Source organism: Thalassospira permensis NBRC 106175, from assembly GCF_000714555.1.
Classification (GTDB): Bacteria; Pseudomonadota; Alphaproteobacteria; order Rhodospirillales; family Thalassospiraceae; genus Thalassospira; species Thalassospira xiamenensis.
The window spans coordinates 38,867-52,906 of the sequence record NZ_AUNC01000003.1; the positions used below are offsets into that span (position 1 = coordinate 38,867).

The window sequence follows — 14,040 nt, forward strand, 5'->3', positions numbered from 1 at the left end:
CTGGCTTATTTGGGCTCCAGCCTTACCGCGCCATCGATGCGGATCGTTTCGCCATTAATCATTTCATTTTCACATATATGTAGGGCCAATCGGCCATATTCCGCCGGATCGCCAAGGCGCTTGGGGAAGGGAATATTGGCCGCAAGTGCCTGCTGCATTTCGTCGGGCAGGGCGGTGACCATGGGCGTGCCAAACATGCCCGGAGCAATCGAAACGACACGGATGCCGTGCCGGGCAAGTTCGCGCGCTGCTGGCAAGGTCATCGCGGCAACGCCGCCCTTGGATGCCGAATAAGCGGCCTGCCCGATCTGACCTTCGTAGGCGGCGATGGATGCGGTATTGACGATAACCCCGCGTTCACCACCTTTTGTCGGTTCATTGCGGCTCATGGCGGTTGCGGCAACGCGCATCATGTTGAATGTCCCGATCAGATTAACATTGATCACGCGCGCAAATGCATCAAGATCTGCCGGGCCTTCGCGACCAACAATGCGTTCGCCTTGCAGGATGCCTGCGCAATTGACCAAAATGGATGGAATGCCTTGGGTCTTGATAACGTCGGAAATCGCGTCTTCGACGCTTTTGGCGTTTGATACATCAACCTCGTAACCGATGCCGTCAAGTTCGACTGCTGTTGTTTTGGCGCCTGCTTCATTCAGATCAAAGGCCGCAATCTTTGCCCCGGCGGCTGCAAGCACGCGCGCAGTGGCGGCGCCCAGGCCCGATGCAGCCCCGGTGACAATGGCAATGGATCCCTTGACCTGCATGACATGAAATTCCCTGTTTTAATCCCGATAAACAAATAATAGGTAATTCTATACCAAATTATTTGTTTATCGGGCAAGGGCATTTGACCGTCTGAGTTCAGGGGGAAGCGTTTGGATGTTGCGGTGTGGGTGTGGTCCCGGCTGGCCGGGTGGTTTTCGAACTGTTCAGGTTTGCTGTTCAGGCAATTTTGCGTTCACGCAAGGCAACATAGACTGCCGCTGCGATAATCAGGGCACCACCGGGAAATATCCAGATGTCGGGGACTTCGCCAAACAGGATCAGGGCCAGAATGGCGATGATCGGCAGGCGCAAATAGGAAAATCCGACAAAGAAGCTGTAATCGGCAAGTTGCAGAGCTTTGACATTGCAAACCTGCATGACGTTCATCATCGCGGCCGCCAGCACCATCAGGCCAAGCACATGCCAGCTTGGCGTTTGCCAGACAAACAGGGCCGGAATTAAGGAAACTGGCGTTGTAATCAGCATCAGGTAAAACAGAAGGGCGGTGGTGCTTTCGGTGGCAACCAGTCGCTTGGTGATGAGCCCGGCACTCGCCATGCAGATGGCTGCGGCAATTGGCAGAAGGCTTGCCGGTTGCATGGCGGCCGTTCCGGGCTGAATGATCAACCCAACACCAATAAATCCGACAAAAACAGCAAGCCAACGGTGAATGCGGATGGTTTCGCGCAGGATCAGCGCGGCCAGAATGGTGCCAAATAACGGGACGGTAAAGTTAAGTGTCGTGGCCTCGGCCAGTGGCAGATAAAGCACCGCCAAGAACCACAAACACATTTCCGATGCCGACAGAATACCGCGCAATCCAAGAAGCGGTAGGCGTTTGGTGCGTAAGGGGGCGAATCCACCGCGCATAACTACTGGTGCGATCATCAGCAGTCCGAACAGAAATCGCAGGAATACAGCCTGATAGGGGTGAAGTTCCTCGGTGGAAAAGCGAATTGTCAATGTGAAGCAGGCTGCAAGAATCGCTGCCGATAGGGCATAAAAACTGGCCTGTATCGTGGCAGGTTGGTTTTTGAACCAGTTTTTCATCTGCGTTCTGGCCCATTAATATTTTGTCGATTATCGCGTGACGGGGGCGGGTCAAGGTCAATCGCCGCGGCTGACGGGCCGCGATTGATCCGTCTTGCTTCTTTGGCGAGTTTGGCTTCGCGCCGTGCAATGAACAGTGCGGACCCGATGATCAAACCCGCACCGGGCAACAGCCAGATTTCAGGGACCTCACCGAACATGACCAAGGCGATGGCGACAACAAAGGGCAGGCGCAGATAGTTGAAGCCGACGACGAAACTGTAATCGTATATTCGAAAAGCATTGGTGTTACAGATCTGGGTGATGTTGGCGATAAACGCACCCAGTGCCATCAAACCAAGCGCCTGCAGGCTTGGTGTCTGCCAGACGAGGAGCGCGGGGATGAATGTCAGTGGCGTGGTCAACAGCATCATGTAAAGCACGATGGTTGTACTGTTTTCAGTTCTGGACAGCGACTTGATCGTCAACCCTGCGCTGGCCATGCAAAGGGCGGCGGCAATTGGCAGAAGGCTTGCCAGTTGCATGGTTTCGCTGCCGGGGCGGATAATGATGACGACACCGATAAAGCCTGCCAGAAGGGCGGCTACGCGGTATTTTCGAACCGCTTCACCCAGAAATATCGCGGCAAGGACGGTACCAAACAGCGGGACGGTGAAGTTCAGCGTCGTTGCTTCGGCCAGCGGCATATAGGCAATGGCGGAGAACCAGAAGCTCATGGCCCCCATCGACAGCAAAGCGCGCAACAGAAACAGCGGCATCCGCTGGGTTTTCATCTGTGCAAAACCGGACCGGAGCGCGATGGGAGCGATGAAAAGAAGCCCAAATAAGTTGCGAAAGAAAACAGCCTGCAGCGGATCGATTTCACGGGTTGCTATGCGGACAATCACCGAAAACAGGGCGGCCATAAGCGATGCAATCACGGCGAAAACAGATGCCTGAAGATAGGGGGGCAGGCTGTTAAACCACTTACGCATCAATGCGGCCTGTTTTGTTTCCTGTTTTTCTTTCGGGGGTGCCTTCCGGATCTTCGGGCGGGTTGATGGTTTTCGCCTTGGTGACCGGGATCGCCTGAGAATCCGCGGCTGCCGTTGTCGGCATACGGCGGCGGCGTTTTTCCTTTCTGGCCAGAACAGCTTCGCGGCGCGCGATATAAAGGGTTGAGCCAATGATCAGCGACGCCCCGGCCCAGGTCCAGAAATCGACGGTTTCACCAAACATGATAAAGGCAAGGGCCGCGACAAATGGCAGACGCAGGAAATCGAAGGCCATGACATAGGATTGGTCGGCCGTGCGATTGGCGCGCACAAAAAGCTGTTGTCCCGCAGTCGCCAGAACGGCGATTGCAAGAAGTACCCCAAGCTGTTCCCATGTCGGATTTTGCCAAAAGAAAAGGGCCGGGATCAGTGACAGGGGCGTCATGATCATGCCCATCCATGTGACGATGGCGTTGGCACTTTCACTGCGCGAGAGCATCTTGACCGTTGTTACGGCAAAGGCAGTAAACAGGGTTGCCAGAAGGGCAAGGATCGCACCGGTTTCAAGCGTTTGTCCAATCGGACGCACAATGATCATTGCGCCAATAAAGCCGAGTGCCACAGCCGTCCAGCGGCGCGCCCTAACGGTTTCATGAAGGATCAGGGCAGCAAGGATGGTGGTCAGGATCGGGACCGTGAAATTGATTGCAATCACCTGTGCCGCCGGGGCAATGGCAAGTGCCGAAAACAGGCATAGCATTCCGGCCAGTCCGATGACCGCCCGGATGAAATGCAATTTCAGTTTCAGCGTACGCAGACCAACCAACCGGTCGCGCAGCATCCAGGGGATCATTGGGATCAACCCGAACAGATTACGGAAAAAGGCTGCTTCGAAGGGATGAACTTCGCGTGTGATGTAGCGGATAAGCACCGCCATCGCCGCAAAAAGGATTGCAGCACCGGTCATTAAAAGGGCGCCGCGAAGCGCATCGTCATCCGGAGAAACACGAAAAAGATGCATGATCATCAACGAATAAGACTGATTTTATAAAAAATCCAGCCTTGATCAGCGAAATAGTCCTACCATTTGTTGATGGCGACCCGAAAGTTTCATGCCTACACAGTTTTCGTGTAAGATCGTCTGATATTGATAAAAATTCTTCAGGGGGATGTTTTATGGATGCCATTGATCGCAAGTTGATCGACATTTTGCAGGATGACGCGTCTTTGTCTTATTCGGCGCTGGGGACGAAGGTCGGCCTTTCTGTTTCGGCGGTGAATGACCGTGTGCGCAAATTGCGCGAACAGGGGGTTATCAAGGCTTACCGCGTCGAAGTTGACGGCAATGCGATTGGTCGCGCACTTACCGCAATGGTCTGGTTGCGCACCGACCCGGCCAAGGGAAACAAGAAACTGGTCAAGTCGCTGATCAAGGCAGACGAGGTTCTTGAATGTCATCACATGACCGGCCGATTTGATTTTCTGTTGAAATTGCGCCTGCGCGATACTTCTCATCTTGAAAGCTTTGTGACGGACACGATCAAGGAAGTCCCCGGCGTGGTCGAGGTTATTCCGGAAATTGCCCTGTCTACAGCCAAAGAAACCGGCTTTGTTCCGGCAATGCTTGATGGCGATAAATGATTGGCTGTGCTGAATTATAACCGGTGGAGAGAATTGATTTCATTTGCCTGATATTTGACCAAATATCGGGTAATACTGCCGCAAGAATGCCGCCTTTGGGCGCTTTAAGCACATCATTGCAAGATGTGTTGCCGTAACGCATTTCAAACTTTCCTGTCTTAGAAAACATTTGACAGGAACCTGACGGGTTTTTCGGCCTGTCTCACGATAATGACAAACAGGATGGAGACGCGAATATGATCGAATCGATGAATCTGGTGATCCTGATTGCATCGGTTCTGGTCGTTGTTGCGGTCTTTACCAGTCTGATCAGTTTCCGGGTTGGTGCACCCTTGTTGCTTGTTTTCCTGTTTGTCGGCCTTGGTGCTGGCGAGGACGGGATTGGCGGCATCAATTTCGATAATGCGCCGCTGGCTTATTTTATCGGGTCCATTGCGCTTGCGATGATCCTGTTTGATAGCGGATTTGAAACCCAGCTTCGAACCTTGAAGATTGCAGCCGCACCCTCGCTCGTACTGGCGACGGTCGGGGTCATGTTGACCACGTTTGTCGTTGGCGGGGTCACCTGGCTTGTGCTTGATGTACCATGGCTGGTGGCCTTGTTGTTCGGGGCGATTGTCAGTTCGACGGATGCGGCGGCGGTGTTTTTCCTTTTGCGGGTGGGCGGGATAAATTTGCGCGACCGTACGCGCAGCACACTTGAAGTCGAGTCCGGTTCGAACGATCCCATGGCGGTGTTTCTGACCATTTCACTGGTCGAACTGATCATGCAGGGCGGCGGCGATAATCTGGCGCTGGAGCTGCTTGAACGGTTTGTCCTGCAAATCGGACTTGGGGCTGTTTTGGGTCTTCTGGGTGGCATGGCCATCGTCCAGATGATCAACCGGGTCAAGCTTGAACCTGCCCTTGTTCCGATTGTAACGCTTGCCTGCGCGCTTAGCCTTTTTGGCGCAACCAGTATCGTTGGTGGCAGTGGCTTTTTGGCAGTTTATGTCGCCGGTCTTTATGCCGGCAACAGTCAGATGCGCATGAGTGTCGGGGTGCGCCGGTTCCAGCACGTAACCACCTGGCTGGCGCAGATCGTGATGTTTGTCACCATGGGGTTGCTTGCAACACCGTCACAGTTTGGTGATGTGATCATTCCCGGGGTTATTCTGGCGCTTGTACTGGTGTTTGTCGCCCGCCCGGTTGCGGTATGGCTTTGCCTGATGTTCTTCAACTTCTCACGCAATGATACCGCTTTTATTTCATGGGTTGGTTTGCGCGGGGCGGTTTCCATCCTGCTTGCGATCGTGCCGATGGTGGAAGGTGTTGAATATGGCCAGCTTCTTTTCAACACGGCCTTTATTGTTGTGATCACGTCGCTGCTGTTGCAGGGGTGGACAATCCGGCTGATGGCGCGCTGGCTGGGCATTATGATTCCGCCGCGACACGGGCCGGTTGATCGTATCGACCTTGAACTGCCGGGCAACGCCAATCAGGAGATTGTCGTTTATCGCGTTCACAGCGAAAGTGCGGTGGCAACCGGGCAACGTATTCCGCGCTGGGCACGGCCGAGCCTGATTTTGCGCGACGGCAAATCGTTACGCCCGCACAGTGCCGGGCGCATCGAAGGCGGTGATCAGGTTTATATCATTACCCCACCGCGCCATGTCGAACTGCTTGATCAATTGTTCGCCGGTCCGGCCGAGGGGGCAAATGACGTCGACCTGTTTGGTGATTTCAGTTTCCCACCCGATACCCGTATTGCCGATCTTGGCCGTTTGTATGGCTTTGTGGTTGGGGACGCGGACGAAGAAGCGACCGTTGCCGAAATCCTTGAACGCAACCTTTCGGGCGATATCGAACCTGGGGACCGGGTTGCCTATGGCATGGTTGAACTGATTGTTCGTCGGATCGATGATACGCACGAGATTGTCGAAGTTGGCATGGCGGTCGAACAGAAACCGGTCAAGCCCAAACGCCATCTGCCGATGTTCCATTCGCGCACAGAATTGCTGGCAATCTGGAAGGAATGGCAGCGTCGTCGCCTGCGCGAAAAAATGCGCAAGAAGCGTGGTGATGATGTTCTCGATACCGATGACGTCAAAGAACCCGGAGATGACATGTCGGTTGTCGACGATGCCGCAAATGATGGCGAAAATGATGATATCGGGCCGGTGCGGGCAGAATCGGGTAAAAGCGATAAATCTTAGGGATGGGACGGAAAGTCCATTAGTGTGTCTAATGAATAGATGAGTTTTGCTGGTTTGTCTGTTTGGCAAAAACTGCCCTAAATACCAACGATTGATTTCGTTGGAGTGCCGTCATGGGCCCGCTTGGATTATATAGTGTTGTTGTTCTGATCTGGGGAAGCACCTGGATCGCAATCCAGTATCAGCTTTCGGTCGGGCCGGAACTGGCTGTTGCCTATCGTTTTGTCCTGGCGGCAGTAATTTTGATGGCATGGTGTGTTATCCGCCGTTTGCCTATGCGCTATTCCCTGCGTGATCATGTGTTTATGGCGGCCCTTGGCATATGCCTGTTTTCGCTGAACTACGTACTGATTTACATCGCAAGTGCGCATTTGACGTCGGGTCTTCTGGCGGTAGTGTTTTCGACCATCGTGATCATGAACATGATTAATGGTGCGATCTTTTTCAAGCGACGCCCGGAAACCCGGACATTGATCGGGGCGGCAATCGGGCTTGGCGGGATTTCGCTGGTGTTTGCGCGCGATCTCGCAACGTTTGATCTGGCGGCGGGTGGTAGCGTTGGGTTGCTGGTTTCGCTTGCGGGCAGCTATATCGCGTCGCTTGGCAATATGGCATCGGCACGCAATCAGGCGCGCGGTATTCCGGTGTTGCAGGCCAATGCCTTTGGCATGATGTATGGCTCGATCCTGTTGATCGGATACATCCTTGTTACCGGTATTCCGTTTACCTTTGACACCAGCCCGTCTTTTATTACCGCACTGATTTACCTTTCCCTGTTTGGCTCTGTTCTGGCGTTTGGGTCCTATCTGACACTTCTGGGCAAGATCGGCCCGGATCGCGCGGCATACAGTTCCGTCATGTTTCCGGTAGTAGCGCTATTACTGTCGACCTGGTTTGAAGGATTTGTCTGGGACAGCAATATCGTTCTAGGCGTTGGCCTGACTTTGCTGGGTAATATCGTGATCCTGACCAAACGGATGCCCAAACCGCCCGTCCTTGCCATGAACACAACAGCAGATGCGACAGGTGGTGCTAACCAGACGACAGGCCCCTACGACGCAAAGGCCAGATAAAGCTTTTGAAGTGACGGGGGAGGCGGAATCAAGATGGATGAAATATTATGAACGGAGTTGCCTACTTTCAGCGCATGGCCAATTATAATGCGTGGGCGAACCAGCATATTCTGGACGCATGTGCGGGTCTTGAAGCGGGCGAACTTACCGCCCCGCGGGCTGCTTTTTTCCCGTCGATCATCAAGACACTGAACCATATTCTGGTGGCGGATCGTCTGTGGTTGGGGCGTCTGGTCGGGGTGCCTGAACGTCTGGCGCTTGATGCCGTGCTGTACGCCGGATTTTCAGAATTCCGAACCGCGCGTGAGGCACAGGATGCCAAAATCATCGCCTTTACCGAACAACTTGACGCGGACACATTGGCAAGTGATCTGTCCTATCAATCGATGCTGGCCGGGGCATATACACTGCCGCGCGAGATTGTCTTGGCGCATATGTTCAACCACCAAACACATCATCGCGGGCAGCTTCATTCCATGCTGATCGAGGCCGGTGCCAAGTCACTTTCAATGGATCTGGTTTACTATTGCCTGGAGGTCGATGCGTGATGGCCGATCTTCTGATCCAATATACGCCGTTTCTGATTGCCGCCCTGTTGCTCAATATCTCGCCCGGGCCGGATCTGGCTTATATCAGTGCCCAGACCGCGATCCATGGTCGCAAGATCGGGGTGTTTTCCAGTCTTGGCGTTTGTTCCGGTGCGTTTGTCCATGTGGTTGCCGCAGCCCTTGGGCTTTCGGCCATTCTGGCCACATCGACACTGGCATTCTCGGTGGTGAAATGGGTTGGTGTGGCATATCTGGTGTGGCTGGGGATCGGTGCCTTGCGCAGCAGTTTTGCCAAGCGTGGTCCGGATGATGCGGCATCTGAAATATCTGCGGTAAAGCGGCCTCCGATACCAACCATGACAGCGTTTCACGCATGGCGTCAGGGCGCGATGATCGATGTCCTTAATCCTAAGGTCGCGATTTTCTTTATGGCGTTTCTGCCCCAGTTTGTCGATCCGGTGGCGGGGGATGGTGCGATCCAGTTTCTGGTGCTTGGTACCCTGGTGAATGTCATCGGTTTTTGTGTCGAGACGGTCGTGGTGTTTGCCATCGGATTTGCCGCAACCCGCCTTCGGGCTAACGGGTCGCTCGGTATCTGGCTGCAACGTTCACTTGGCGGGATGTTTATCGCGTTGGGTGTCCGGTTGGCGCTGACCGAGCGTTGATTTATTGAATTCGTCACCCTTCGTTCCCAACCGGTTGGGAAGGATGACGATGCCGGGCCTTTGCATTCAGGCGCAAAGGTCCTTGGTCCGGATTGGTAGCCGGGCCCTCTGGATTTTGCACTCCATCCAGAGCTCTCTTACTGCAAACCAAGACTTGCGCCCGGCTGGGATATCCTCAGGACCGGGCGCCTTTTTTTGCAAGGTGACGCACCAGCATATTTGAAAGCGGGGCAGCCGACAGACCATGTGCGGTTACGCTGATGGCGACGATCATGACGGCGGCAGCAATCAGGGATTCATAGCCCTTTGGATCGATCATGGTGATCATGATCAGCAGGTAAATAACCGACGCGATGCCGCGTGGGCCAAACCAGCCGACATAGAGTTTTTCCGCCAGACTGTAGGGGCTGCCGATCATGCAAATCCAGACGCAAAGCGGGCGCAGGATCGCGAGGCTGACAATCGAGAAGATCAGCATCTCCCATGTCCAAAGCTGATACACAGCCGGGATAACCACCAGACCGAAAATGAAGAAGGTCAGCATGGTAAGTAGTTCTGATTCTGCTTCGCCAAAACTTTCGATAGTTTCGCGGACCTTTTCGGAGAATATGTTCAATGCAAGACCACCAGCGAAGGCCGCGACAAAGCCGTTCCCTCCGAGCTTCTCAGACAGGAAGAAGATGAAAAGTGCTGAAAGCACGCCAAGCAAGCGTTCGAACCGGTCAAGGATGGTGTTGGTGGTAACCGCGTGATTGACGATCTGGCCGATGACATAGCCAGCCAGAAGCCCAACCCCGGCCCCGACGGAAATTTCGATGATCGCCTCGGTCAGCCAGTTGTTGCTGCCTTCACCGACAATATCGGCTTCGAGCAATACAACGGCTGTGAATATTGGTAAAACCAGCCCGTCATTCAGACCGCTTTCGATATTGATCCCCTGTCTGATCGGATCGGGAACCGATTTGTTTTCCAATACCGGTCGGCCAAGGGCCGCATCGGTCGGGCTTACAATCAGGGCAAGGATCAGTGCCGGAAGAATCCCGATGGAAGGGTGAAGGCCAATGATGAAAGCCCATGTCACACCGATGGTCAACGGCAACCCAATCAGGAGCAACCGGTTGGCAAGCCGTATGGCAGGTTTTTCCTTGCGATAGTCAAGGACAGCGGAATCAAGAAACAGAATGATCGCCAGCGTCATTTCGGAAAACCCGGTGGCGAAATGGATGCGATCAGCGAACGGGGCAAGGGGTGCTTCGTGCCATATGCCCAATGGCAATGCGATCAACGCACCGGTTATAACCATCATCATCGGCGAGGATATGTTACGCCGTTGCAGCCTGCGTGATTGCAGGCCGTAAAGCAGTCCGGTTCCCAGAAACAGGATGATGACCCATTCGAACATGATGCGGCCTAACGGAAAGCGGGCGCAGAGATCAGACCGTTGCTGCCCGGATGGTCGAAAGAACGTCCTGATGGCATCGGGCGTCGCCACTCGCGATGACGGAACCGTCACTGAAAATCGTCAGCGGCTTGCCCTGCCAATCGGTCATAACGCCACCGGCACCTTCGACGACCGGGACAAGGGCACAAAAATCATAGGCCTGCAAACCACATTCAACCACGGTATCGGCAAAGCCAAGCGCAACCAACCCATAGGCATAGGCATCAACGCCATACATCGGCTGTCGACATTTGTTCGAAACTGCCTTATAGGCGCGCGCCGAGGCATCGGTGCGGAACAGTTCCGGTGCCGTGGTAAAGAAGGTGGCAGCATCAAGCGTTTCGCATTCGCGGGCGTTGATTTCGTCACCATTCATTGTGCTGGCGCGACCCATAACACCAACCCAGCGTTCATTGGTGATGGCCTGATCAATAATGCCAATAACGGGAACGCCTTTGTGGCAAAGGGCGATCAGTGTCGCAAAGCTTGGTTTGCCCGCGATGAATGACTTGGTGCCGTCAATCGGATCAAGGACCCAGACAAAATCGGCATCAATATTGTGGCGGCCATGTTCTTCGCCAAGAATTCCGTGATCGGGAAGTTCCGCAATCAGGATTGCCCGCATCGCGGTTTCAACTTCGCGGTCGGCAATGGTCACCGGGCTTGCATCGGCTTTGACGTCCACGGCAACAGGGGTGCGGTAATACTGGTGCACGACCGGACGGGCGGTATCGGCCAGTTTGTGGGCGATCTCCAGAAAGTGGTCGAGATTTTCCATTAAAACGCATTCCTTGTTTTGAAACGATTAGTGGCAAACGAAAACAGGGGACAGTTACCTGTCCCCTGTAAAAAATCAATTGATTATCCGGTGAATTTCCCACCCGTTTATTGGGCGGGTGCTTCACCTTCTGCTGCGGGCTCTGCCGGGGCGTCAGCGGCAGGTGCTTCTTCAGCAGGGGCATCGTTGGATTCCGCGGCCTCGGCCGGGGTATCTGCGGCTGCATCTGCTGCGGCGTCGGTGCCTTCAGCTGCGGTGGCTTCTGCCGGATCAGGATAAGGCAGCGGGTTGTCCGACTTGCTGTTAAGCCATGCGATGACAGCAGCGCGATCTTCGGCCTTTTTCAGACCCCCGAAGCTCATTTTCGTGCCTTCGACATAATCGCGCGGCTTGTACAGGAAGTGGTTCAGTTCTTCCCAGCCCCAGGTTCCGCCATGGTTCGCCATGGCGTCGGAATAGGCGAAGTCATCCTTGTGGGCGAACTTGTTACCGACGATGCCATAAAGGTTCGGGCCGGTTTTGTTCGGGCCGCCATTCTCGGTGTCGTGGCAGGATGCGCATTTTTTGAAGACTTTCTCGCCTTCGGCAAGGTCAGCTGATGCCAGCAATGCAAAAATCGGTTCTGGTCCAGCCGGCTCTGCCGGTGCGGCAGCCGGTGCGTTGGCACCAGCCATCAGATCCTCGGAGAACGGGTAAACGGGCGTTTCCAGTTCTTCGGGGTGCACAAGAGCACTTCCGATCTTGCCAACAACTATAACCAAAAGCACAGCACAGATAACACCGGCGACGATCTTGTTGATTTCCATCGTTTTCATGACGGGATCCCTACAGCCTAATCACTCTCAGGTTTCTTTTTTAACAGCTGACCCATGCGCCCCCAAAACGCTCTTAAAGATCACAAGAACGCGCATGCGACAGCAGGTCAGACCGGTCGGAGGGAAACTATACGTTTCAGAGATTTGCATCAACCTTTCTTAAACATAAAGGCGAAAACAGACGAGATATACCTTCGTCATATTCAATTCCGTCTTTCGCAGAATCCCCAAAACCGGCTATTGTCCCGCCGATTCACGACATTGCTTCTTGCACAGGTGATCAGACGCGCGCTTTGCGCGAGATCAAAGCAGGATCAAGCCAGACCGGAGGCCTACATGACTACGCCGCGCAACCCCGTTGTCGTTATTCCTGCCCGTATGGCATCGACACGCCTGCCCAACAAGCCGTTGGCTGATATTCACGGCGAACCGATGATTGTTCATGTTTGGCGCCGGGCAACCGAGGCCGGAATCGGCCCGGTTATCGTCGCGTGCGCCGAAAAGGAAATTGCCGACGCGGTAACGGCGGCTGGTGGTATTGCCGTTTTGACCGATCCGGATTTGCCAAGCGGATCGGATCGGGTGCATCAGGCGTTGCAAGGCTTTGACCCGGATGGAAAATACGACGCCGTGGTCAATGTTCAGGGTGATCTTCCGACGATTGATGCAGCCGATATTCGTGCGGTTTTTGAGCCGCTTGTCGATCCGAATGTCGACATCGCGACTCTGGCGGCTGAAATCTCGCGGCAAGAAGAACGTACAAATCCCAATGTGGTGAAGGCGGTAGCGGCCTTTGGTGCCGGTCGTGTGGCGCGTGCGCTTTACTTCACGCGGGCAACGGCCCCGCATGGCGACGGGCCGCTTTACCATCATATCGGTCTTTACACCTATCGCCGGGCAGCACTTGACCGGTTTGTAAGTCTTCCACCGGCCGAACTTGAAAAGCGTGAAAAGCTTGAGCAGCTGCGCGCACTTGAAAACGGCATGGTGATCGCGGTTGCCCTTGTGAACGGCGTGCCGCTTGGCGTCGATACCCCGGAAGACCTTGAACGCGCACGACTTGTGCTGGGCGCGTAATTAGGCTTTTCTATGTCTTGTCTGGCGGTAAAGCCGCGGGGCATGACATGGAAATCATATTAGATATCAGGAAACAACCAGATGACTGCCCAACAACGTATTGCTTTTCAGGGAATGCACGGTGCCTATTCCGATCAGGCAGCGCGGCGCGCCTTTCCGGGTGCGACGACCGTACCTTGCCGGACGTTTGAGGGCGCATTTGGTGCATTGCGCGATGGTGATGTCGATCTGGCGGTGATCCCGATTGATAACACTCTGGCCGGTCGTGTAGCGGATGTTCACCACATTTTGCCTGACTCTGGAGTGCATATCATTGGCGAGACGTTCCTGCGCATCAATCACGCGCTTGTCGCAGTTCCCGGTGCCAGGATTTCGGATATCAAGGAAATCCGAAGCCACGTTCACGCGCTGGGCCAGTGCCGTAAAATCCGTCAGGAACTTGGCGTTAATACCGTTGTCGGGCCAGATACGGCAGGCTGCGCAAAGGAAGTGGCCGATCTGGGCGATAAAAGCATTGCTGCGATTGCTCCGGTTCTGGCAGCAGAGATTTATGGCCTTGATGTGCTGCGCACCGAGGTCGAAGATGCGGCACATAATACGACCCGTTTCATCATTCTGGCGCGCGAGCCGCTTGATATCGCCAATGACGGCACGCCGGTAGTGACAAGCTTTGTCTTCCGCGTCCGTAACGTTGCGGCGGCCCTTTACAAGGCGCTTGGCGGTTTTGCGACCAATGGGATCAACATGACCAAGCTTGAAAGCTATATGGTCGAGGGACATTTCACCGCAACCCAGTTCTTTGCCGAGGTCGAAGCCCATCCAGAACAGCTTGGTCTTCGCCATGCGCTTGAAGAACTTCAGTTCTTCTCGCACGAGGTCCGGATTTTGGGTGTTTACCCGTCTCATTCCTTCCGTCGGGAAAATGATCTTCCCGCCGAATAGATCGGCTTAGATCCTTTTCGATAAAGAAAACGGGCCATTTCCTGCGAAATGGCCCGTTTTGCTTAAGCCTCAT

14 protein-coding genes are annotated in these 14,040 nt (G+C 54.4%); 7 read left to right on the forward strand and 7 right to left on the reverse strand.

Annotation, left to right across the window (positions count from 1 at the left end):
• Nucleotides 1-5 precede the first annotated feature (5 nt).
• The 4 genes from SMB34_RS02975 to SMB34_RS02990 form a co-directional block, all read right to left on the reverse strand.
• Complete coding sequence (locus tag SMB34_RS02975) at nt 6-767, reverse strand: SDR family NAD(P)-dependent oxidoreductase (protein ID WP_037987614.1); 762 nt, start codon at nt 765-767, stop codon at nt 6-8.
• A gap of 178 nt (nt 768-945) precedes the next feature.
• Entirely contained in the window at nt 946-1,818 is an 873-nt protein-coding gene (locus SMB34_RS02980; RefSeq protein WP_037987615.1) for a DMT family transporter, read from the reverse strand.
• The gene (locus SMB34_RS02985; protein ID WP_037987616.1) at nt 1,815-2,792 is read right to left on the reverse strand and encodes a DMT family transporter; all 978 of its coding nucleotides are present in this window, start codon (nt 2,790-2,792) and stop codon (nt 1,815-1,817) included. Before SMB34_RS02985 ends, SMB34_RS02980 begins: the two co-directional genes overlap by 4 nt.
• Nucleotides 2,785-3,819 (reverse strand): DMT family transporter, encoded by a 1,035-nt coding sequence (locus tag SMB34_RS02990; RefSeq protein WP_007088793.1) that lies wholly within the window; start codon nt 3,817-3,819, stop codon nt 2,785-2,787. The genes SMB34_RS02985 and SMB34_RS02990 overlap by 8 nt, the downstream gene beginning before the upstream one ends.
• A 149-nt stretch (nt 3,820-3,968) precedes the next feature.
• Here SMB34_RS02990 and SMB34_RS02995 point away from each other — a divergent pair, with 149 nt between their 5' ends.
• The 5 genes from SMB34_RS02995 to SMB34_RS03015 all read left to right on the forward strand — a co-directional run bounded on the left by SMB34_RS02995 (nt 3,969) and on the right by SMB34_RS03015 (nt 8,914).
• Nucleotides 3,969-4,433, forward strand: a complete 465-nt coding sequence (locus tag SMB34_RS02995; RefSeq protein ID WP_007088794.1) for an Lrp/AsnC family transcriptional regulator — start codon at nt 3,969-3,971, stop codon at nt 4,431-4,433.
• Nucleotides 4,434-4,669: 236 nt separating this feature from the next.
• Complete coding sequence (locus SMB34_RS03000; RefSeq protein ID WP_037987617.1) at nt 4,670-6,628, forward strand: potassium/proton antiporter; 1,959 nt, start codon at nt 4,670-4,672, stop codon at nt 6,626-6,628.
• 113 nt (nt 6,629-6,741) lie between these two features.
• Nucleotides 6,742-7,701 carry a DMT family transporter gene (locus tag SMB34_RS03005; protein WP_037987618.1) on the forward strand — a complete coding sequence of 320 codons (960 nt, stop codon included), beginning with the start codon at nt 6,742-6,744 and terminating at the stop codon, nt 7,699-7,701.
• Nucleotides 7,702-7,748: 47 nt separating this feature from the next.
• Nucleotides 7,749-8,249: a DinB family protein gene (locus SMB34_RS03010; RefSeq protein ID WP_037987619.1), complete on the forward strand. Its 501-nt coding sequence runs from the start codon at nt 7,749-7,751 to the stop codon at nt 8,247-8,249.
• Nucleotides 8,249-8,914 carry a LysE family translocator gene (locus SMB34_RS03015; protein ID WP_037987620.1) on the forward strand — a complete coding sequence of 222 codons (666 nt, stop codon included), beginning with the start codon at nt 8,249-8,251 and terminating at the stop codon, nt 8,912-8,914. Before SMB34_RS03010 ends, SMB34_RS03015 begins: the two co-directional genes overlap by 1 nt.
• Before the next feature lie 175 nt (nt 8,915-9,089).
• Here SMB34_RS03015 and SMB34_RS03020 read toward each other — a convergent pair whose 3' ends face one another.
• The 3 genes from SMB34_RS03020 to SMB34_RS03030 all read right to left on the reverse strand — a co-directional run bounded on the left by SMB34_RS03020 (nt 9,090) and on the right by SMB34_RS03030 (nt 11,948).
• Complete coding sequence (locus SMB34_RS03020; protein ID WP_037987621.1) at nt 9,090-10,316, reverse strand: cation:proton antiporter; 1,227 nt, start codon at nt 10,314-10,316, stop codon at nt 9,090-9,092.
• Nucleotides 10,317-10,347: 31 nt separating this feature from the next.
• The gene (gene hisN, locus SMB34_RS03025) at nt 10,348-11,133 is read right to left on the reverse strand and encodes a histidinol-phosphatase (RefSeq protein ID WP_007088800.1); all 786 of its coding nucleotides are present in this window, start codon (nt 11,131-11,133) and stop codon (nt 10,348-10,350) included.
• 107 nt (nt 11,134-11,240) lie between these two features.
• Nucleotides 11,241-11,948 (reverse strand): c-type cytochrome, encoded by a 708-nt coding sequence (locus SMB34_RS03030; protein WP_007088801.1) that lies wholly within the window; start codon nt 11,946-11,948, stop codon nt 11,241-11,243.
• 336 nt (nt 11,949-12,284) lie between these two features.
• Here SMB34_RS03030 and SMB34_RS03035 point away from each other — a divergent pair, with 336 nt between their 5' ends.
• The gene (locus SMB34_RS03035) at nt 12,285-13,025 is read left to right on the forward strand and encodes a 3-deoxy-manno-octulosonate cytidylyltransferase (protein ID WP_037987669.1); all 741 of its coding nucleotides are present in this window, start codon (nt 12,285-12,287) and stop codon (nt 13,023-13,025) included.
• Nucleotides 13,026-13,106: 81 nt separating this feature from the next.
• Nucleotides 13,107-13,967 carry a prephenate dehydratase gene (locus SMB34_RS03040; protein ID WP_037987622.1) on the forward strand — a complete coding sequence of 287 codons (861 nt, stop codon included), beginning with the start codon at nt 13,107-13,109 and terminating at the stop codon, nt 13,965-13,967.
• Nucleotides 13,968-14,040: the final 73 nt, after the last annotated feature.

Coding starts and splice junctions, on each gene's coding strand:
- SMB34_RS02975 (WP_037987614.1), bottom strand. CDS start 767: ATGCAGGTCAAGGGATCCATTGCCATTGTCACCGGGGCTGCATCGGGC.
- SMB34_RS02980 (WP_037987615.1), bottom strand. CDS start 1,818: ATGAAAAACTGGTTCAAAAACCAACCTGCCACGATACAGGCCAGTTTT.
- SMB34_RS02985 (WP_037987616.1), bottom strand. CDS start 2,792: ATGCGTAAGTGGTTTAACAGCCTGCCCCCCTATCTTCAGGCATCTGTT.
- SMB34_RS02990 (WP_007088793.1), bottom strand. CDS start 3,819: ATGATCATGCATCTTTTTCGTGTTTCTCCGGATGACGATGCGCTTCGC.
- SMB34_RS02995 (WP_007088794.1), top strand. CDS start 3,969: ATGGATGCCATTGATCGCAAGTTGATCGACATTTTGCAGGATGACGCG.
- SMB34_RS03000 (WP_037987617.1), top strand. CDS start 4,670: ATGATCGAATCGATGAATCTGGTGATCCTGATTGCATCGGTTCTGGTC.
- SMB34_RS03005 (WP_037987618.1), top strand. CDS start 6,742: ATGGGCCCGCTTGGATTATATAGTGTTGTTGTTCTGATCTGGGGAAGC.
- SMB34_RS03010 (WP_037987619.1), top strand. CDS start 7,749: ATGAACGGAGTTGCCTACTTTCAGCGCATGGCCAATTATAATGCGTGG.
- SMB34_RS03015 (WP_037987620.1), top strand. CDS start 8,249: ATGGCCGATCTTCTGATCCAATATACGCCGTTTCTGATTGCCGCCCTG.
- SMB34_RS03020 (WP_037987621.1), bottom strand. CDS start 10,316: ATGTTCGAATGGGTCATCATCCTGTTTCTGGGAACCGGACTGCTTTAC.
- hisN (WP_007088800.1), bottom strand. CDS start 11,133: ATGGAAAATCTCGACCACTTTCTGGAGATCGCCCACAAACTGGCCGAT.
- SMB34_RS03030 (WP_007088801.1), bottom strand. CDS start 11,948: ATGAAAACGATGGAAATCAACAAGATCGTCGCCGGTGTTATCTGTGCT.
- SMB34_RS03035 (WP_037987669.1), top strand. CDS start 12,285: ATGACTACGCCGCGCAACCCCGTTGTCGTTATTCCTGCCCGTATGGCA.
- SMB34_RS03040 (WP_037987622.1), top strand. CDS start 13,107: ATGACTGCCCAACAACGTATTGCTTTTCAGGGAATGCACGGTGCCTAT.